19 protein-coding genes are annotated in these 18,576 nt (G+C 62.8%); all 19 read right to left on the bottom strand.

Going from position 1 to position 18,576, the window contains the following annotated elements:
- Positions 1 to 5: 5 nt before the first annotated feature.
- The gene (gene cysT, locus VGK27_14060; GenBank protein ID HEY3491228.1) at positions 6 to 836 is read right to left on the bottom strand and encodes a sulfate ABC transporter permease subunit CysT; all 831 of its coding nucleotides are present in this window, start codon (positions 834 to 836) and stop codon (positions 6 to 8) included.
- 28 nt (positions 837 to 864) lie between these two features.
- Positions 865 to 1,896, bottom strand: coding sequence for a sulfate ABC transporter substrate-binding protein (locus VGK27_14055; GenBank protein HEY3491227.1), 1,032 nt, complete (start codon positions 1,894 to 1,896; stop codon positions 865 to 867).
- A gap of 61 nt (positions 1,897 to 1,957) precedes the next feature.
- Positions 1,958 to 2,188, bottom strand: coding sequence for a sulfurtransferase TusA family protein (locus VGK27_14050; GenBank protein HEY3491226.1), 231 nt, complete (start codon positions 2,186 to 2,188; stop codon positions 1,958 to 1,960).
- Between the two features lie 3 nt (positions 2,189 to 2,191).
- Positions 2,192 to 3,145 carry a 4Fe-4S binding protein gene (locus VGK27_14045; GenBank protein ID HEY3491225.1) on the bottom strand — a complete coding sequence of 318 codons (954 nt, stop codon included), beginning with the start codon at positions 3,143 to 3,145 and terminating at the stop codon, positions 2,192 to 2,194.
- 89 nt (positions 3,146 to 3,234) lie between these two features.
- A complete protein-coding gene (locus VGK27_14040) occupies positions 3,235 to 4,011 on the bottom strand; it encodes an ABC transporter ATP-binding protein (GenBank protein HEY3491224.1) in 777 nt (258 codons plus the stop codon).
- Between the two features lie 6 nt (positions 4,012 to 4,017).
- A complete protein-coding gene (locus VGK27_14035) occupies positions 4,018 to 4,809 on the bottom strand; it encodes an ABC transporter permease (GenBank protein HEY3491223.1) in 792 nt (263 codons plus the stop codon).
- 14 nt (positions 4,810 to 4,823) lie between these two features.
- Positions 4,824 to 5,606: an ABC transporter permease gene (locus VGK27_14030; GenBank protein HEY3491222.1), complete on the bottom strand. Its 783-nt coding sequence runs from the start codon at positions 5,604 to 5,606 to the stop codon at positions 4,824 to 4,826.
- Complete coding sequence (locus tag VGK27_14025; protein ID HEY3491221.1) at positions 5,603 to 6,820, bottom strand: MFS transporter; 1,218 nt, start codon at positions 6,818 to 6,820, stop codon at positions 5,603 to 5,605. Before VGK27_14025 ends, VGK27_14030 begins: the two co-directional genes overlap by 4 nt.
- A 1-nt stretch (position 6,821) precedes the next feature.
- Positions 6,822 to 7,289, bottom strand: coding sequence for a hypothetical protein (locus VGK27_14020; GenBank protein ID HEY3491220.1), 468 nt, complete (start codon positions 7,287 to 7,289; stop codon positions 6,822 to 6,824).
- A 17-nt stretch (positions 7,290 to 7,306) separates the two neighbouring features.
- Positions 7,307 to 8,581, bottom strand: a complete 1,275-nt coding sequence (locus VGK27_14015) for a radical SAM protein (GenBank protein HEY3491219.1) — start codon at positions 8,579 to 8,581, stop codon at positions 7,307 to 7,309.
- A 26-nt stretch (positions 8,582 to 8,607) separates the two neighbouring features.
- Positions 8,608 to 9,648 (bottom strand): aliphatic sulfonate ABC transporter substrate-binding protein, encoded by a 1,041-nt coding sequence (locus VGK27_14010; GenBank protein ID HEY3491218.1) that lies wholly within the window; start codon positions 9,646 to 9,648, stop codon positions 8,608 to 8,610.
- A 39-nt stretch (positions 9,649 to 9,687) separates the two neighbouring features.
- Positions 9,688 to 11,019: a porin gene (locus VGK27_14005; GenBank protein ID HEY3491217.1), complete on the bottom strand. Its 1,332-nt coding sequence runs from the start codon at positions 11,017 to 11,019 to the stop codon at positions 9,688 to 9,690.
- Positions 11,020 to 11,175: 156 nt separating this feature from the next.
- Positions 11,176 to 12,465, bottom strand: coding sequence for a nitrogenase component 1 (locus VGK27_14000; GenBank protein ID HEY3491216.1), 1,290 nt, complete (start codon positions 12,463 to 12,465; stop codon positions 11,176 to 11,178).
- A 1-nt stretch (position 12,466) separates the two neighbouring features.
- Positions 12,467 to 13,861 carry a nitrogenase component 1 gene (locus VGK27_13995; GenBank protein ID HEY3491215.1) on the bottom strand — a complete coding sequence of 465 codons (1,395 nt, stop codon included), beginning with the start codon at positions 13,859 to 13,861 and terminating at the stop codon, positions 12,467 to 12,469.
- A gap of 16 nt (positions 13,862 to 13,877) precedes the next feature.
- Positions 13,878 to 14,753 (bottom strand): nitrogenase iron protein NifH, encoded by an 876-nt coding sequence (locus VGK27_13990; GenBank protein HEY3491214.1) that lies wholly within the window; start codon positions 14,751 to 14,753, stop codon positions 13,878 to 13,880.
- Positions 14,750 to 15,967, bottom strand: a complete 1,218-nt coding sequence (locus VGK27_13985) for a radical SAM protein (protein HEY3491213.1) — start codon at positions 15,965 to 15,967, stop codon at positions 14,750 to 14,752. Before VGK27_13985 ends, VGK27_13990 begins: the two co-directional genes overlap by 4 nt.
- A 41-nt stretch (positions 15,968 to 16,008) precedes the next feature.
- The gene (locus VGK27_13980; protein ID HEY3491212.1) at positions 16,009 to 16,773 is read right to left on the bottom strand and encodes an SDR family NAD(P)-dependent oxidoreductase; all 765 of its coding nucleotides are present in this window, start codon (positions 16,771 to 16,773) and stop codon (positions 16,009 to 16,011) included.
- Positions 16,774 to 16,806: 33 nt separating this feature from the next.
- On the bottom strand, positions 16,807 to 17,997 hold the full coding sequence (gene metK / locus VGK27_13975) for a methionine adenosyltransferase (protein ID HEY3491211.1): 1,191 nt from the start codon (positions 17,995 to 17,997) through the stop codon (positions 16,807 to 16,809).
- Positions 17,998 to 18,193: 196 nt separating this feature from the next.
- Entirely contained in the window at positions 18,194 to 18,445 is a 252-nt protein-coding gene (locus VGK27_13970) for a hypothetical protein (GenBank protein HEY3491210.1), read from the bottom strand.
- Positions 18,446 to 18,576: the final 131 nt, after the last annotated feature.

Raw genomic sequence — 18,576 nt, 5'->3', positions numbered from 1 at the left:
CCTCCTTATCCCGAAAAACGGCGCGAGTATTTCTGGAGCAGGTTGATGCCGAGAAGCAACGCGAAGGAGAAGAGCAGCATGACCATCGCGATGGCGGTCGCCCCGGCATAGTCGTACTGCTCCAGCTTCGTGATGATGAGCAGCGGCGTGATCTCGGACACCATCGGCAAATTTCCCGCGATGAAGATGACGGAGCCGTATTCCCCCACCGCCCGGGCGAAGGCCAGCGCAAAGCCGGTCAAAAGCGGCGGGAGCAGGACCGGAAAGATGACCCGGGTGAAGGTCTGGAAACGGTTCGCCCCGAGGCAGGCGGCCGCTTCCTCGAGCTCGGCCTCGAGATCCTCGAGGACCGGCTGGACCGTCCGGACGACGAACGGCAGCCCGATGAACACCATGGCCACCACGATCCCCAGCGGAGTGTAGGCGACCTTGATCCCGGCGGTCTCCAGCTGCTTCCCGATCCAGCCGTTCTGCGAATAGAGCGTCGCGAGCGTGATGCCCGCCACCGCGGTGGGCAGCGCGAAGGGCAGGTCGACCAGGGCGTCCACGATCTTCCGGCCGGGAAACCGGTAACGGACGAGGACCCACGCGACGAGCAATCCGAAAACCGTGTTGACGCCCGCGGCCGCGATCGCCGCCCCGAAGGTTACGCGATAAGAAGCGATCACCCTCGGGGCGGCGACGGCCGCGAGGAACTGCGTCCAGGTCAGCGACGCCGACCGGATCGCCAGGCCGGAGAGCGGGATCAGCACGACGAGACTCAGGTAGAAGATCGTGTACCCGAGCGCCGGGCCGAACCCCGGTAGCACGTTGTGTCGATGCCCGCTTGCGGCCATGTCCGGTTTCCCGCTTTCCTTATCGCGCTTACTTCGCCGCCGGAGCCGCGGCATTCACCGCGATCCGGTCGAAGATCCCGCCGTCGGCGAAGTGCCGCTTCTGCGTCTTCTGCCAGCCGCCGAACAGCTGGTCGACGGTGAACAGCTTGAGCCTGGGCAGCTTGGAGGACGCAGCGGCGATCTTCTTGTCGGTCGGGCGGTAGTAGTGCTTCGCGGCGATGGTCTGCCCTTCGGGGGTGTAGAGATATTTCAGATAAGCCTCCGCGATCTTGCGGGTTCCGCGCCGATCGACCACCGAGTCGACCACGGTGACCGGCGGTTCGGCAAGGACGCTGACCGAAGGAGTCACGATCTCGAACTTGTCCTTGCCCAGCTCGTTGATCGCGAGGAACGCCTCGTTCTCCCAGGCGAGCAGGACGTCGCCCAGCCCGCGCTGGACGAAGGTGTTCGTCGACCCGCGGGCGCCGGAATCGAGCACGGGGACGTTCTTGTAGAGCGCCTTGACGAACGCCTCGGCCTTGGCGTCGTTGCCGCCCTTCAGCTTGAGCGCGTATCCCCACGCGGCCAGGTAGTTCCAGCGGGCCCCGCCGGAGGTCTTGGGGTTCGGGGTGATCACGGAAATGCCGGGCTTGACGAGATCGCCCCAATCCTTGATCTGTTTCGGATTCCCCTTGCGCACGAGGAAGACGATAGTGGAGGTGTACGGAGCGCTGTTGTTCGGGAGCCGCTTCTGCCATCCTTTTTTGATCAGCCCCTTCTCCTGGATCGCATCGATGTCGTAGGCCAGTGCCAGCGTGACGACGTCGGCTTCCAGCCCGTCGATGACCGACCGGGCCTGCTTCCCGGACCCGCCGTGAGACTGCTTGAAGGTCACGTCCTGCCCGGTCGTCTTCTTCCAATGGGCGGCGAAAGCGGTGTTGAAGTCCTGGTACAGCTCCCGCGTCGGGTCGTAGGAAACGTTGAGCAACGTGGTCTCGCTTGCGGCCGAAGCTGCTCCGGCCCAGGCGCCTCCCAGCAACAGTGCGGACAATGCCGCGGCGACAATCGTCTTCGGTTTCATCTCATCTCCCTTTGCCTTTTATGGTCTATAGTTTTTATAGATTTTATCGATAAAAAAATTCTTATTCGTCAGCCCCTTTTTTCAGCTTGAGGGAATAACCGCCTCCCGCGAGTTCCGTCAGCCCCAGAAGCGCATGCCCTTCCGCTTTCAGGCTCCGGGGAACGTTTTTGACCGGCTCCCCGTCGTCGAGCAGGAATTCCACTTCGGTTTCCGGCTCGACCTCTTCGAGCGCCAGCTTGGCTTTCACGAAATTCGTGGGACAACAAATGCCGCGCAGATCAACCGTGCGCATAGGTCACCTCTCCTTCCCGATCTGGGTCTCGATCTTCCGGGGGGGGATCGTCCCCTCCACTATATACGCTGGGAATCGATCACGGAGGTGGCCCAGCAGAGACTCGACCCCTTCCCGGCGGATGATCTCACCGATACGAATCCTTCCGAGATTCGAGGCCTTGTCCTTGTACCAAGCAAGCACGGCCTCAAGAAACGGGATCACTTCGGATTCAGGGAGGAACTTCGCGAAGAGCGTCCCGACGAGCGGGGATCGCCCCCACTTCCCGCCGATCCGCACGGTGTAGCCCCGCTTCTCTTCGGTCCAGGCGGAGGTCGGGCAGACCTTGACGCAGTCTCCGCAGTAGATGCACGCCTCCGGGTCGAAGACGGGCTTTTTGTCCGGGCCCATGACGATCGCCTTCGGCTCGCAATTCTTGGCGCACAGGCCGCAGGAGATGCAGGCGTCCGGATCGAGCGTCGGCCAGAGCGCGCCCTGGAAACCGACATCGTTGGTGGCGGACTTGGGGCAGTCGAACGGGCAACCGGCGAACGCCGCCTTGAACTTGTGGTGGTCGGTCGGGGTGCCGAACAGGTGCGCATCGACGTCGAGCGCCGCCTGCTGGGTATCGACCAGCCCGTTCGGGTTGTATTCGCAACCGCCGCACGCGACCGGCACGCGCACCCGGGCGCCGCACGAGGCCACCTTCTGGCCGGCTTCGCCGAGCTCCGCGACCACCGCGTCGAAGTGACGGAAATCGACATTGATCAGCTCGATCGACTGGCGAACGGACAGGTGCACGAACGCGCCGCCATATTTCTCGCCGACCTCGGCGATCTTCTTCAGCCGGTCGAACGACATGCGCCCGCCGGGGACGCGCAGCCGGATCGTGAACAGATCCTTCCCGCGCTCCTTGATGAACCCGCCCGATTTCAGGTTTCCCAGGTCGATCTTCGGTTTGTCGTTCCGGTCGGCCATTCCCATGCCCCTCGATCACGAATTGACTCCATTCTATACAAGACCTATAGACAATGTCAATCCGGTATTTCCGAGGAGCACGATCCCGGTCAAATCGCGTAGCTGAAATGTCTTTCGGACTGGAGATGGAATTCCTCGAGCACCTGTTCCTTGACGAGGCCGAAATCGTAGCTGGCGCGGTCGCGGGGGCGGGCCAGCGGAACGGGGATGATCTTCTGCACCTTCCCCGGATGGGCCGACATGACGATGATCTTGTCGGAGAGATACACCGCCTCCTCGACGTCGTGCGTCACCATGATCATCGTGATGCTTTCCTGCCGCCAGATCCTTTCCAGCTCCTTGTGCATGTACATCCGCGTCAACGCGTCGAGCGCCCCGAGCGGCTCATCCAACAACAGGATCTCGGGCTGGTTCACCAGCGACCGGGCGATGGCGGCCCGCTGCGACATTCCGCCGGAAAGTTGGTGCGGGTAGTTTTTCTCGAACCCCTTGAGTCCAACCCGCTCGATGTGGCGCAATACGGTCTCCCGCTTCGCCGCGTCGTTCTTGCCGACGATGCCGAGCGCCACGTTCTTTTCCACGTTTAGCCACGGAAACAGGCGATGGTCCTGGAACACGATCCCGCGGTCGATGCTCGGGCCGTTGAGCTTCCGGCCATCCAGGAGGATATCCCCCTCGTATTCGGATTCGAGCCCGACGACCAGCCGGAGCAGCGTCGTTTTCCCGCAGCCGCTCAGGCCGATGATGCTGATGAACTCCCCGGGCTCGATCGTGAGGTTGATATCTTCAAGGACCTTGTTTTCGCGGCCCTGCACGACGAATTTCTTGTTCAACTTGCGGATCTGCAACGTTCCGGCCGTTCCCATGGCTACTCACCTTCCCTGCGTCATCGTTTTTCTCCAGACGGAGAACGTTCTCTCGAGCGTTGCGATCAGGAGGTTCATCGCAAAGCCGACCAGCGCGATCGTCACGATCCCGATCACGACGAGCTCGATATTGGAGAGTTCCCTTCCCACCCACATCATTTCCCCGATCCCGCCGCCCGAGGTCGTGAAGATTTCCGCCCCGACGACAAGCGTCCACGAAACGCCGAGGCTCAGTTTCAACCCGGTGAGGATCGTCGGGAACGCCGACGGCAGGATGATCGACAGGAATCGCTTCGCGCGGTCGAAGCGGAACACGCGCCCGACTTCGAGAAGGTCCATTCGGACGCTCCGGATCCCCTCGAAGGTGTTCAAGGCCACGGGGTAGGATGCGCCGATCGCGATGAACGCAACCCGGGACAACTCGCCGATGCTGACCAGGATGAGCAGCGGGATCCAGGCGGGGAGCGGAACCTGGCGGATCGCGTTGAAGACAGGCCCGATCAGCCTTTCCGCGGTCCTGGAAAGACCCAGGACCGAGCCGAGGATGAATCCCGCCGATGCCCCGAGTGCAAACCCCTTGAGCACTCTCGCGAAACTGATCCCGAGATTTTCCAGCAGGCTGCCGTCGCCGATGACCACCTTGAGCTCCTTGAATACCAGCGCCGGGGAAGGAAACAGTTTCGGCGACAGCCAGCCTTTGCTCGAACAGACCCACCAGACCGAGAGAATCAGGGACGGAAGCAACAATCCCCGGCCGATGTCCAGTCCCTTATGACCCGCTGCCTTGATTTTTCGCATCGTATTCTCCCGGTTCATTTCGCCTGGAACGGGCGCCGCCAGTGCAGCGAGGCCGCTTCCGCGGAGCCGACGAGATGATTCATTCCGTAGCCGATCAAGCCGATCAGGATGACGCCCATGATGACGATATCCATCTGGAATAGTTGCCGCCCCCAGGTGATCGTGTACCCGATCCCCTCCCCCGCCGCGACCAGCTCGGCCGCGATGACCAGCATCCAGGACATGTTCAGGGCGATCCGAATTCCCGTGAAGATCGAGGGGAGTGCCGCCGGCAGAAGGACCCGCAGCAGCAGCTTCCGCCGCCGGAATCCGAATGCGCGGGCCACTTCGACGTAACAGACCGGCACGCCGCGAAATCCATCGAACGTATTGACCGTCATCGGATAAAAGGCGCCCAGCGAGATGAAGACGACCTTGAACGTTTCCCCGATCCCGAGCCAGATCATCAGCAACGGTATCCAGCCGAGGACCGGAACCTGCCGGATGCCGGTGAACAGAGGTAATAGGTACCGCTCCACCGGCCGCGATATCGCCATTCCGGCTCCCAGGAGGAATCCGGAGACGGTTCCCAGGACAAATCCGAGGAGAACCCGGATCAGGCTGATCTTGAGGTTGTCCGCCAGCTCTCCCGAGCGCAGCAGTTCCAGAAATGTGGCGAGCACCAGCCGCGGCGGAATGACGATCTGGGGCGGAAACAGTTCCAGCCGGCAGGCGATTTCCCAGAACAGGACCAGCAGCAGGGGGACGATCAGCCCCAGCGCGGCGTCGCCCCATTTCGAACGTTTCGCGATTTTCACGAGGCAGCTCCTTCCGCGCCGTGGTCGACCCGCGAGGGCGTGCCGCCGAACGAAATCTCGTCGTCTCCCCGCAGGTGAAGCCGGAGCCCGAACGCCAGGAACAAGGGGATGAATGCCGGGAAGATCGCTCCCGGGCCGAAAGCTTTTCCGATATAGCCGCCGGCAATCGGCCCCAGGATCGATCCGCCGACCGTGAACAAGGCGAAAAGCCCCGCCACCTTTCCCTTTCGCCCCGGCGTGGCGCCGATCCGCGTCACGTTGACCAGGTTGAACATCCCGAGCCCGATCCCGACCAGCACCGTCCCCGCGGCCGGAAACGCCGGATGTCGGGAAATGGAGAGAAGGGACAGGCCGGCAACCAGGATCCCGATGCTCAACAAGTAGAAGCGGCGCTGCCCGAGCCTTGCCACCAGTCGCCAGAGCGAGAACAACGTCGCGATGAAGACGATTCCTTCCAGCGAGACGAACATGGCCGCGCCCTGTGCCGATAACCCGAAAGTCCGGATTGCGATGACGACGATGAAGGCGTTGAAGCATGAAAATGTCGCCAGCGCCAACCCCTCGGCAAGCGACGCCTCGACCAGGTTCCGGTCCTTGAACATCCCCCCGATGTGCGCCAGCGTTTCGCGAAAGGAATGCCGGGACGGTTCATTTGGCCGGCCGGGAAACACGACGGCTGCTCCCAGAATCAGGGCAACCAGCGACCCGCTGACCGCGTAGAACGTCGCGGTGTATCCGGCATGCCGGGCCAGGAAAGCGCCCGCCATCGGGCCGAGAAATACCAGCCCGGTCGAATGCGAACCGCGTTGCCACCCGGCCTTCTCGTTCCCGCAGGATTCGAGGAACTCGAGAAACACGCTGCTCATGGAGATGAACCGGAACGACGTGAAGAACCCGATCACCGCCACGAATGCGATCAGGAGCTGCGCGGTCCGGACATAAGGGAACGCCAGGTAGATCAGCGCGCTCATCAGCCCGCCGAACAGAAAGACGACCCGGGGGCCGAAACGGTCCACTAGGAAACCGACGGGGAGGACCGTGAGCAGCAAACCCACCCCCTGGATTCCGCCGATAAGGCCGATCTGCGAAGCATCGGCCCCCAGGCTGACCGCATAGAGCGTCACCGCGATCTGGGACACGCCCATGCCCATGCCGCCTAGGATCGAGAGCAGCATGAAGCGATGGAGCATGCTTTTCGTGCGGGTTTCGGCCATTTCATTCGGCCCGCAGCAGGTCCAGGTGGCTGTGGAACTGGCCCCGTTCCTCCTCCGCCTGTTTCCGCCGGAAGCCCGGCGATTCGTTGCGGACCTCCTCGGGGGTGACGATCCAGACGCCCGCGATATCCGCCGTCGGCCCCCGCCGCTCCCTCGCCTTGAGCAGAAACTGCTTGAAGATGGATCCCGTGATCAGGTACCGGTACGGCTTCCCCTTGATCTGGTAGCTGACCGGACCCTTGGTCACGTTGATCGCGACTTTCCTGTCGAACCAGATGCTGCGCACCAGGTTCTTGTTGCTGATGTTCGTCTCCAACCCCTCGTTGAAGGCGATTGTCTCGCCGTCCAACGTCGTCAGCGAGCCCTTGACGACGGCGTGAGGCGCTCCTTCCCCGTCCAGGGTCGCCACGACCTTGATGCTTTCGATATCCCTGAGCAGGTTCACCAGTTCTTCAGGCAGCTTTGCCATGTCGATTATCCCTTTCGTCAGTTGAGTCGTTCAAGGTCGCTGTCGCCGTGGTTTCCGCAATGCTTGAAATCGTCGTTGTCGGAAGCCAGGCCGTGGCTCCTGCGAATCTCGACCAGTCCCTTCACCAGGCGGACGTAGTATTCGAGCGGCGGCTGCTTCTGCCCCGCGAAGGCGGTGCTCTTCCACGGGACCCAGACAAGGCTCAGGTAGACAACGCCGTTCTTCGCGAAGAAGTCGGCGGCCTCGAAGTTGGAATCCAGCGCCTGCTCGATGCTCGTGAAGCCGTGCGGCTGCGCGAACTCGATGCCTGCGACGAAGTTCGTGTAGACGTTGCCCTTCCCGAAGATCTCGACCGCGTCCAGCGCGCTCTGGATCCAGTAGTTGCGCCCGAACCACTTTTCCTTGCCGGTGCAGATCCACTTGAACAGCTTCTCGTCCCAGACCTCGATGTCGGGGCAGTAGGACGACAGGCCTGTCTCGTCGTACAGCCGCTTGACCTGCCGCTTCGAATAGGCGGGCGCGATCAGCTGGCTCGGAAAGCGGCGCGTCTTGAAGTTCCGCCCGATCGCCTGGAGCACTTCGACGTACCGGTCCACTTCCTTTTCGAACGGGATCTCACCCGAGTAGTCGGTGCCCGCGGTCAGGTTGATCTGGGAGATGCGCCCCGGCTCCTTGAGCGCCTCGCGCACCGTCTCGTAGATGTCCTCCGGATGCACGATCCGCTCGAAGTCGTCTCCCGCGGCCTGCCGCTGCGCCTTGAGGTCGGTGAAGAACGCGCAGAACTTGCATTGGTCCTGCGTGTCCCAGTAGTGGCAATACCGGTAGGGAGAGATGTCGAGGCGCTGCGGTCTCGCGTTGGCGATCGATTCCATCGGGATCCCGCGGCTGGTCAGCTTGCCGTAATAATCGGGCCTCGGGGTAAAGTCGATCTCGTCGACGCGGCGGCCGGCGTCCACCGCCCAGTATTTCCCGTCGGCAAAGTCGACCGTGTACGGGTTCTCGAACTGGCCGGGAACCGGAGAGGTGAGGACCGTGGTCCCGTCGCGGAGAATGACCGGGCCGGGGAAGACCAGCGGCTTCCCGTCCTGGTTCTTGACGTGGACGACGTTGGAGCGGGCATACCGGTAGTACGGCGTGTCGACGGCCGCCGCCGCCGCTTCCGTCAACCGGATGCCGCGCCGCTGGAGGTCGAGCTTCAGGATGACGAAAGGTGAAACGTCTGCGTGCTTCTCGACCACCTGGTCGAAGGACAATTCCCTGAACAGCGATTCCTTGCGGAGGATCAACGACATTTCCGTTCCCCTTTCCTTGTTGAGGGTTATTTCCAGTACCCTTCAAGCTTGAGGTCTCGCAGCGCCTCGTCGAGGTAGCTCCTGTCGATCCACGCGTGGACGTCGAATGTCTTCCTGATGAGTCCCCGTTCCTTGGCGAACACGGCGCCTTCGACGTAATGCTTCACGTAAGCATCGTCGAAGGAGATGCTGTTGATGTCCTTTGCCGAACGCCCCGCGAATTCCTCGCGGATCGCCGCCAGCGGGGTGCCGGCCTTGACGCCGATCTGGAACAGCTCTTCCTTGTTCTTTTCCTCCGACCCCCAGCGGGCCGCCTTGACGTAGGCCTTGACCACCCGCTTGGTGATCTCGGGGTATTGCTTTGCGAACGCCTCGGTGACGTAGAATCCGCCGGTGTTCCGCCAGTCGACCGGCGCCTCTTTCGTCGAATAGATGATTTTGGAAACGCCCAGCGTGCGCAGGTTCAGCTGATCGGTCCAGTAGACGGCCGCATCGATGTCCTTCGTCTTGAGGGCGGAACCGCCGTCGGCCAGCCCCAGGTTGTAGAGCTTGAGATCCTTTTCCGTCAGGCCGTTCGCCTCGAGGATCCGGGCGAAAGTCAGCTGGGCGTTGGTTCCCTTGGCGATCGCGACCTTCTTTCCCTTCAGTTCCTTGATGGTCGTGATCTTCGAGTCGTTCGGGACGCTGATGTAGACATGGGTCCACTTCGATCCGGGGGCGATGAACTTCGTCTTCAGGCCGTTCGCCTTGCCCACGATCGCGGGCAGGTCGCCGATGTAGGCGAAGTCGATCGTCTTGTTCGCGAGCGCCTCGTTCGTCGCGGGGCCGGCGCCTTTGAAGAAGAACCACTCGATCTTGATGCCGTCCTTCTTGAACTCTTCTTCCAGCAGCGCCCGCGCGTGGACGATGCCGATGACGCCGCCGGAGTACGGCTTGCCGAAGCCGCCGCTGTAGGCGGAGCCGAGGTAGATCGTCTTCGGCTTCTTTTCCGCGGCGACGGCTGCGATGGTGCTCGCCACGAGGACGGTGATTGCGATGGACAGGATCGAAGCGACTATTTTTTTCATGACCTTGGTCTCCTCATGTTGTTTTGGGTCTGTGCTTGCCTAGAATCCGAACTGGAACTGCGCGAGGAACTCGTTGTTCGCGACATTCACGCCCTGCTGCTTCTTGTTGTTGTAGTTGAGCTGCAGCTTGGTCGTTTCCGCGAAGAACCAGTTGAAGCCGAGTGTGGTGATGTCGATCCGGTCGCCGCCCGCCTTGAGATTCGGATCCCACCGGTCGAATCGGACGAAGGGCTGGAAGGTGAGCGGGTACCAGTCGTCGTAGCGGTCCTGCGCCTTGAAGCCGCGGAGGAACTGCTCGCCGAAGTTGTAGAAGACCGTGAACGTGAATCCCTCGCTCTGGATCTTTCCGAATACGGCGTTGTCCACACTCGTGCCGGACAGGAGCTTCCCGTCCTCCCCGCGCACATATTCCGCGGTGAAGCCGACCGGGGTGTTCACGTAAGCCAGGTCGACGCCGTACCGGTTCTTCGCGCCTTGTTGCGCCACCGCCGTCCCGACCCCGACGTTCTGGCGTCCGAGATAAGCGGAGCCGCCGAGCGAAAGGCCGCGGAAGATGGAGTTGTAGTCGACGGGCGCGTTGAGCACGACGCGGCCGGAGACATCCTTGTGCCCGTTGTCGTCGGTCGCGTTGGGGCCGCTCCCATTGAGCAGGCCGACCGAGTATTCGACCAACGGCACGCGATACCGGAAGCCGGCGTCGTAATACGGGAACAGGTCACCCTTGACGACCAGCCCGATGTCGCGGGGATCGAGGCCGAGCGTCGTGGCGCTCTGCGCGCTTTTGATCGTCGGCTTCTTCTCCTCGGTCGCGAGCGCCTCGAGTCCGAACGGCTTCTTCTGCTGACCGAGCGTGATGCTCAGCAGCGGCTTTTCGAAGTCGAGGGAAGGGAGGAGGAAATAACTGATGTACGCATCCAGCGGCCGGACGGTGAAATCCGCGCTGCCGTTGGCATTCGCACCGCTGGGGCTTACGAAGCTGAACAGGTAGTCGACGTTCCGCCCCTCCTCGTAGTCTTTCCGCAGGTTTCCGCGAAAGTTGAGGATCAGCGCCGCGATGTCGAAGCTGTTGTTGACCTTCTTGTTTTCGGACGCGGTGTAGCGGACCTGCGCGATGCCGCCGACCGTGAGAGGCCGCGACGTCTGCGCGGTGTTCTTGTCGAGGGTTCGCGTCCACTGCTCGCGCAGCGTCTCGAGCTCCGCCCGGACCCCCTGCAGGTCGGTCTGCGTCACGTATTCCGTCCGCTCGTTCGCTTCCGCACCGGTGGAGGGAGGCCCGTCCGAAGGCGGCACCTCGTCCGCCCTTGCCCTGGAGATCGGGGCGAGAAGGACCAGCAATACCAGCAACCCGTTCATGAACCTGAAAGCACGCATCGTTCTTCTCCTTTTTCGGATTCGCGCTTCCAGTGGACTGGTCAGTCGCTGCTCTTGTTCTCCTTCTTGTTCCGGCTGCCGCTCTTGCGGCTCGCCACTTGCTCGGACCGGTAAAATAAAAACGCGTTTATTTCATTGAAACTTGCCCGCCGTGACTCATCGGCGTGCGCGGGGATCGACTTGATCGAACGACAGGATCACGCGGCTCAGCGCTTCCACGAGGGAGAGACCGCCGCGGAAGCCGGCGAAACCCGTTTCCAGGATCAGTCCGTCTCTGACCGGAGGCGACCACTCGAGCAGCGGGATATTCAACGCGTTCGCCGCCTCGCGCTCCAGCGAGCTTCCGATCACGAATTCCACATCGCGGTCCACGATCGCGTCCCGGATCTCCCCGGCATCCTCGCAAAACAGCAGTTTCGACCCGAAATCGGGCAGGATTCCGGACACGGCACGATCCAGCGCCTGGCGCGCCGATTCGGGGGGATTGTCCGTGGCAACGACCAGCGACGGCAGCCACCCGAGCGTTGCGGTCAGGAAGCGGGCGACGCCGAGCGCCTGCGACCCGGGTCCGACGATGGCGAAATCCTTCTGGAAGTCGTAACCGAACGTCGTATCGGGCAGCCGGTCGAGGAAGTGACGCTCCCGTCGCGCTTCGTCGGACAATCGTTCTTCGAGGGCGTCCGCGCCAAGTCCCGCCTCCCGACCCAGCACTTCAAGAAATGAGGCGGTTTCGGCCGCACCGACCGGGATCGCCCCGGCATCGGTCCACGGAATTCCGAAGCGCGCTTCGAGCAGCCTGGCTGCGTCGAGCCCCCACGGTGAAAAAACGACGCTCCGCTGCGCCCGCGCAAGTCCTCGCACGCCGTCGATCCCTCCGCCATATCCGAATACCGGGTTGGCCTTGAGATTCGTTCGTTCAAGGACTCGACCGAGCTCCGCAAGATCGCCTTCCCAGGTCGCGTGGCCTCCGGGGACGATCCCGAGCAGGTTGACGAGGCCGGGGATCTTGTCGTTCCCCCCTGATGGGGCATCCGGCAGATTCTCGATCAGCGCCTTTAGAAACAACCGGTACCCGTCGAAAGCCGACCCGCGAAAACCGGCGGACGCCGCGCAGATGACCGGATATCCCTGTTCCACGGCCTCTTTCGTCATGGCCGGGATGTCGTCTCCCACCAGTTCGGGCGCGCAACCGCCGAGCACGACGTACAGGTCGCCGGAGACCACTTTCAGCGCGTTCTTCAACTGTTCCCGGAGGCGCGACGATCCGCCGAAAACCACCTGCTTCTCGACGATGCCGGTCGAGGGCAGCCCGCTTCCGAATTCCCGTGGGGCGCTGCACCCGGCGGTCGAATGAACCACCGGCACCACGCCAGGAATGGCCCGCGCGGCCCGGATGGCGCCGTGCAGGGCGCATCCGGTTCGAGACCGATAAAGCGGATGGGCCATGTCACTTCACCTCCATCTTGATGTGCCAGTCGGGGCTCCTGCGAAGCCAGCCGTCCCGGTACCTCGAAGACGCCACACCGGAAAGGCTGTCCGCGAACCCGCGATTCTTCAGCGCTTTCGCGGCACGCCGGACCAGGGCGCAGACGCCCCGATATCCCAGCAACTCGTCGGGCAGGATGCCCACGGCCGGAATGCCGGCGCGGGTTGCGACGGCTGCGCGATCGGGCGTTCCGATGTATAGCGCCGGCGGATTCCGTCGCAGCAGGTTGACCGCCTCGAACGTCTGACCGACCCCCGCATGGACCGGCAGTGCCGGGTGATTCGCCGCAAGGGCGTCCAGCCGCGCGGCATGACCCGCATCCGCGTAGTCGACCGACAAGCCGCTTACGCGGCCGCCCATCTCTCCCACCAATCCTGCGGCGGCGAGCGCTACGGACGGCGGGAACCCGATCCAAACGTCCATGCCCGACAGCGCCCGACCGAACCCTGCCGGAAGATTAGAAAGTTCTACCCCATGGACCAGCGGCACCTTCTCCTCCACGCCGGCAGCCCGGGCCACGGCTTCCAGCCACGCCTTCGTCCCCACGACTCCGATGGGGGGCGGCACGTCCAGAAACGGGATTCCGTGGGATGACGCCAGGTCGCGCCCCAGGTATCTCGTTGCATCGGGATCGATGCCCACGGAAGCGACTGCGCGACCCGCTCCTTCGAATTGCGCGGAACCGGCGCCGGCAGGCAACCGATTGACCCGGATTCCGAACCCATCGAGCAGCTTCGATATCCGGACGGCAGCCGCGTCTCCTTCCGTGATCGACAGGAGATTGACCAGCCCCTTTTCGGCAGGACCGTCCCTCCGGGGAATCAGCTTGAGAAGACCGTGGAACGCCACGTCGAATCCCGTCTCCGCGAACCGGGATCGAAACCCGTCGCAGAATATGGGAAGGACAGGGAGGCCCAGCTCCTCCGACAACTCGCTCGCCGTCGATCGGATGTCGTCATTGTTGATGGCGACGACGGGAGTACCGACGAGCAGGATGACCCATGGCCGGGCGCGGGCGACGAGCTTCCGGGCCGCTTGCGATACGGCCCTGTCGGATCCCATGATGGTGTCGCGTTCGTCCAGATGGGTGACGACAACGCTGGCGGGCCGGTCGCTTTCGATGACCGAAGCGGCGCAACCCCTCGGACCGTGGACGATGATCCCCGCGCCCTCGATTCCCGAAAGCAGCCGAAGCGCCTGGACGAGGTCGTCCGAGGCCGCTTCCGAATACGTCCGGATCCGCTGGGGCAATTCGTGGTCCCGAAGTTCGTCGATCAATCGCTCGATCGGACCGATGAACGCACCGATCGTCCTGATCCGTTTTTCCCTCGCAGGAGCCGTTTTTTGTCGTGACATCTCGATCCCGCCTTTGCTAGATCCCGCCGCTTGCTTCGACGATCCCCGCCTCGCTCTTGAAGATGCGGTCGCCCCATTCCCGTGCCCAGTTCTTCAGGTCCGGGCCGTTCAGCGGATTCGGGATGCAGCTCGCCTCGTTTTCGAGGATGAAGCCCGCCAGTTTCCGGTACACCTGCGCCTGCTCGGAGCCGGGCGACGCCTCGATCACGGTCTGTCCGTAAAGTTCGCTCTGGGAGACCTCGATGGAGCGCGGGATGTAGCCGACGACCCGCGTGCCGGTCCGCTCCGCAAAATCGTCGATCAGCGACGTCGCGTAAGGGGCCAGGACGCTGTTGGCGATAACCCCCCCGAGCCTTGCTCCGCCCGAAGGGGCATACTTGTTGATCGCCTTGAACAGGTTGTTCGCCGCGAAGAGCGCCATGAAATCCGAGGAGGTCACGACGAACGCCCGGTCGGCGATCCCGTCCCTTATCGGCACGGCGAAGCCGCCGCAGACGACGTCGCCCAGGACGTCGTAGAGCACGGCGTCGGGCTTGAACGTCTCGAACAGGTTGAGCTCCTGGAGCAGGTCGACCGCGGCGTTGATCCCGCGTCCGGCGCAGCCGACGCCCGGCACAGGCCCCCCTGCCTCGATGCAAAGGACGCCCTTGTACCCGGTCGCGGAAATATCCTCGAGCCGCACCTTGCCATGTTCCCGCAAAGTGTCGAGCACCGTCGGCAGCTCTTCCCCGCCCCGGAGGATGTTGGTCGAATCACTCTTGGGGTCGCAGCCGATCTGGATGACCCGAAGCCCGGCCTCGGCCAGCGCCGCGCTGATGTTGGAGGTGGTCGTCGACTTCCCGATCCCCCCCTTGCCGTAGATGGCGATGTGCTTGCCGACTTTATCGCTCACGACGCCGCCTTCGCCTCCCCGAATATCGGGAGCAGCTCGTCCTCGATCCGCCAGATGTCGTGCTGCAGGTAGTCCGACGAGGCGTTCGCATCGCAGACCTGCTCGAACGTAAAGCCGGCCTTCTTCCAGATCGGCACCAGCTTGAACGCGAGGTCCATATACCAGGCCGGTACGGGCGAACGATGGCCTTCGAGCCCGGAACCGGGGCATGGAATCCACACGGAATTGATGCCGACAACGCCTTTTTCTGCCAGGTATTCGAGCCCCTCGAGCGTCTTGAACTTGGGCTCGATCCCCGCGACGAAGTTGGACCGGACCCGGCCGCGACCGAACACGCCGACGGCGTATTCGAGCGCCTTGAGCCAGTGGTCCCACCCCCCGCCGCCGCGCGCCTTGCCCGGGCAGATCGTGTCGTAGAATCCCTTGTCCCACAGCTCCAGGTTCATCGCCGTGGTGCGGTATCCCGCCTCTTTCAGCCGGTCCAGGTTGCGCAGGTCGAGCGGGGCGGCAACGGTCGCTGTGCCGTTGAAATCGTCGCGCCCGGTGTGGATGCGGATCTCTTCCGCCACGTCCAGGTAGTATTCCAGTTCGCGCCGCTCGGGAATGACGCCGCCGGTGACCGTCAAGTGGTCGATGATGCCTTCCCGGAACGCCTCGGCCGCGGTTTCCCCGATCTGGCGGGCCGTCTTCCAGAAGATGCCTTCCTTCTCGCCGTAGGTATCCTTCGTGAAGTTGATGTTGCAGAAGAGGCAGTCTTCCCCCTTCTCCTTGTACGAGCACTCGTTGCTGTAGACGATGAAGAGCGCACGCTTCTGGTTGAGGATGGCGATGGTGTCCATCTCCTTGCCGTCCGAGGTCTTCTTCCCGTAGAAGGCGGGGCGGGGATGGAAGTCGATCTCGGCGATCTCGTTCCCCTTCTTCACGAGGATGACCCGTTCGCCGTCGACGGTGACTGTATGGGCGGCATCCCGGTTCCAGCGGAAGGGAACGCTCAACCCCAGCGGCAGGTTGAATCCGGACGGAAGCGTGAAATCGTGCGTGTCGAAATCGTATTCGAACAGGCAGTGCACCTGCTCCTGGGCGACGGTTCCCGGCTGGATCTTCGCCAGCGCTTCCTTGGTAACGGCCACGCCGTTCATGCCGAGGTCAAGCTTGAGCTCCAATTCCTTCCACAACAGGTCCTTGAGTCCGTATGCGGGCTTTGCTTCAGACATGGCTTGTCTCCTGTTTCAAAGTGGGATGCGGAAAGGATGCCTCACAGCATCCAGCGACCGCCGTTGACGTCAATGGTTGCGCCGGTGATGTAGCCCGCCCCTTCCGAGGCGAGGAACAGGACGGTGGCAACGATTTCCCGGTTGTCCCCCAGACGTCCCAGCGGGATGTCCTCCAGGAACCGCTTTCGCGACTCCGCCGGGAACGATTCCCATACGGCCTCGAGACGCTCGCTGCTGTTGATGATGCCGGGAGCGACCGTATTCACGTTGATCCCATGCGGCGAGAGTTCCTTCGCGAGCTGCTTGCCGAAGCCGATCACGCCGGCCTTGGCGGCCGCATAATGGGGACCGGCCAGGATTGTCAGGGCCCGGCCCGCCTGCGATGAGATGTTGATGATCCGCCCGCTTTTTTGCCGCTTGAGCGTCGGGATGACCGCCTGCGAGACGAGGAAGACGCTTTTCAGGTTGTTGTCGACCACCTGGTCCCATTCCGCCTCGGGCAGCCCTTCGACCGTCCGGGTTTTGCTATCGCCGCCGGCGTTGTTGACCAGCACGTCGATCCGTCCGAAATTCCCCAGCGTCGACTGGACGAGCCGCTCGACCTGATCCTTTTTGGAGACATCCGCCGACACGCCGAGCGCGGTGCCGCCGTTTCTGCGAATCGCTTCGACGACCGCCTGGACCTTTTCCGCATTGCGCCCGTTCACGACGACGCCGGCGCCCTTGCTTGCGAATTCGAGCGCGATCGCCCGCCCGATCCCGTTGGATGCCCCCGTCACGATGGCGACCTTGTCCTTGAATGACATTGCGTTTCCTTTCCGGCCCGGTTGCGGCGGGGCCTATGCGATTTTTTCGAGTTCCCGGGCGAAGTCGACCCGTTCCCAGGGGAGGTCGAGATCCAGCCGCCCGAAATGGCCGTACGCCGCCGTCTGCCTGTAGATGGGCCTGCGCAGGTCGAGTCGCTCGATGATCGCGGCGGGACGCAGGTCGAAGGTGCGGGTGATCAGTCTCGCCAGCTCCTCTTCCGGGAGGACGCCGGTCCCGAAGCTGTCGACGAAGACGGAAACGGGTCGCGCGACGCCGATCGCATAGGCGACCTGGATCTCGACCCGCTTCGCCAGCCCTGCCGCCACGATGTTTTTCGCGGCGTGCCTTGCCGCGTAAGCGCCAGAGCGGTCGACCTTCGTGGGGTCTTTACCCGAAAAGGCGCCGCCCCCGTGACGCGCGGCGCCCCCGTACGTGTCGACGATGATCTTGCGGCCCGTCAGGCCCGCATCGCCGTGGGGGCCGCCGACCACGAAACGACCGGTCGGGTTGATGAAATATTTCGTGCGGTCGTCGAGCAGGTTTTCGGGAATGACCGGCGTGACGATGCCGTCGATGACCGCTTTACGGATTTGATCCAGGTCGACGTCGGGACCGTGCTGGGTGGAGACCACGATCGTGTCGATCCGTACCGGGCGGCCGTCCTCGAATTCGACGGTTACCTGGCTCTTTCCGTCGGGCCGAAGAAACGGGATCGCCCCGCTTTTGCGCGCTTGCGCCAGCTTCCGGGTCAGTCCGTGCGCCAACGCGATGCTCGTCGGGAGATATTCCGGCGTCTCGTCGGTCGCGTAGCCGAACACCATTCCCTGGTCTCCTGCGCCGATTGCGTCCAGCCGTCCGTCATGGCCCCCGCCGGAACGCTGTTCGAATGCCTGATCGACGCCCTGCGCGATGTCCGGAGACTGCTGGTCGAGCGATACGAGCACTGCGCTGTGCTCGGCATCGAGCCCGTATTCGGCTTTCGTATACCCGACCGACGCGATGGTGTCCCGCGCGATCCGGGCCACGTTCAGCTGCGCCTTCGAGGACACTTCGCCGATCACGACCGTCAGCCCGGTGGTCACGCTGGTTTCGGCCGCGACGCGCGACAGCGGATCCTTTTCCAAAAACGCGTCGAGGATCGCATCCGAGATCTGGTCGGCCAGCTTGTCGGGATGCCCCTCCGTGACCGATTCGGATGTAAACAGATGCCGCTTGCCTGCCATTTCCTATCCCCCCTTCCAGGATTCGAATTCCGCGCAACGTCGGCGCGGGAAATAAAAAAAGGCCGAGGGAATATTTCCCTCGGCCTCCAGTGGTCTGGTCAGCGTGGGTCCGGGTAATTCCCCGGGCCATATTAACTATTATGTCTGTCTACTTGATAGACTTATAACCCGACACGCGATCGGTGTCAACCTTTTTTTACGGCAGGTCGATGTGGACCCGATAGGTCATCCCGCCGATCACCACCGTCTCCTCGACCTGGGGGATATTGCCCTCTTTGAAAGTTCCCGTCCCGACGGGTTCGAGCGTTCCGGTCTCCATCGCATAATCGTACTGCCAGGTGCCTTTCTCCGGCGCCGACTCCTCTTTTTCCGCCGCCATCGCCAGGGTTGATCCACCCACCAACATCATCACCGCCGCCATGATCATAACGCTTCCGATGCTCTTCATCTTTGCTCTCCTTTTTCTTCCTTCGGCAATCCGATTGCCGATCGGTGTAGTTGCCAAGGAAATATGCATCGGCCGTGCCCAAGAAGATAATCGTGTTAAAACGGCACGTTGTGATCTGAGACACCGGAAAG

It is taken from the genome of Candidatus Deferrimicrobiaceae bacterium, assembly GCA_036504035.1.
GTDB lineage: Bacteria > Desulfobacterota > Deferrimicrobia > Deferrimicrobiales > Deferrimicrobiaceae > JANXPS01.
This window is presented reverse-complemented; position numbering and strand designations above follow the sequence as displayed.

Excerpts from the sequence above, each read along its gene's own strand:
- cysT (HEY3491228.1), bottom strand. The coding sequence starts at position 836 with ATGGCCGCAAGCGGGCATCGACACAACGTGCTACCGGGGTTCGGCCCG.
- VGK27_14055 (HEY3491227.1), bottom strand. The coding sequence starts at position 1,896 with ATGAAACCGAAGACGATTGTCGCCGCGGCATTGTCCGCACTGTTGCTG.
- VGK27_14050 (HEY3491226.1), bottom strand. The coding sequence starts at position 2,188 with ATGCGCACGGTTGATCTGCGCGGCATTTGTTGTCCCACGAATTTCGTG.
- VGK27_14045 (HEY3491225.1), bottom strand. The coding sequence starts at position 3,145 with ATGGCCGACCGGAACGACAAACCGAAGATCGACCTGGGAAACCTGAAA.
- VGK27_14040 (HEY3491224.1), bottom strand. The coding sequence starts at position 4,011 with ATGGGAACGGCCGGAACGTTGCAGATCCGCAAGTTGAACAAGAAATTC.
- VGK27_14035 (HEY3491223.1), bottom strand. The coding sequence starts at position 4,809 with ATGCGAAAAATCAAGGCAGCGGGTCATAAGGGACTGGACATCGGCCGG.
- VGK27_14025 (HEY3491221.1), bottom strand. The coding sequence starts at position 6,820 with ATGGCCGAAACCCGCACGAAAAGCATGCTCCATCGCTTCATGCTGCTC.
- VGK27_14020 (HEY3491220.1), bottom strand. The coding sequence starts at position 7,289 with ATGGCAAAGCTGCCTGAAGAACTGGTGAACCTGCTCAGGGATATCGAA.
- VGK27_14015 (HEY3491219.1), bottom strand. The coding sequence starts at position 8,581 with ATGTCGTTGATCCTCCGCAAGGAATCGCTGTTCAGGGAATTGTCCTTC.
- VGK27_14010 (HEY3491218.1), bottom strand. The coding sequence starts at position 9,648 with ATGAAAAAAATAGTCGCTTCGATCCTGTCCATCGCAATCACCGTCCTC.
- VGK27_14005 (HEY3491217.1), bottom strand. The coding sequence starts at position 11,019 with ATGCGTGCTTTCAGGTTCATGAACGGGTTGCTGGTATTGCTGGTCCTT.
- VGK27_14000 (HEY3491216.1), bottom strand. The coding sequence starts at position 12,465 with ATGGCCCATCCGCTTTATCGGTCTCGAACCGGATGCGCCCTGCACGGC.
- VGK27_13995 (HEY3491215.1), bottom strand. The coding sequence starts at position 13,861 with ATGTCACGACAAAAAACGGCTCCTGCGAGGGAAAAACGGATCAGGACG.
- VGK27_13985 (HEY3491213.1), bottom strand. The coding sequence starts at position 15,967 with ATGTCTGAAGCAAAGCCCGCATACGGACTCAAGGACCTGTTGTGGAAG.
- VGK27_13980 (HEY3491212.1), bottom strand. The coding sequence starts at position 16,773 with ATGTCATTCAAGGACAAGGTCGCCATCGTGACGGGGGCATCCAACGGG.
- metK (HEY3491211.1), bottom strand. The coding sequence starts at position 17,997 with ATGGCAGGCAAGCGGCATCTGTTTACATCCGAATCGGTCACGGAGGGG.
- VGK27_13970 (HEY3491210.1), bottom strand. The coding sequence starts at position 18,445 with ATGAAGAGCATCGGAAGCGTTATGATCATGGCGGCGGTGATGATGTTG.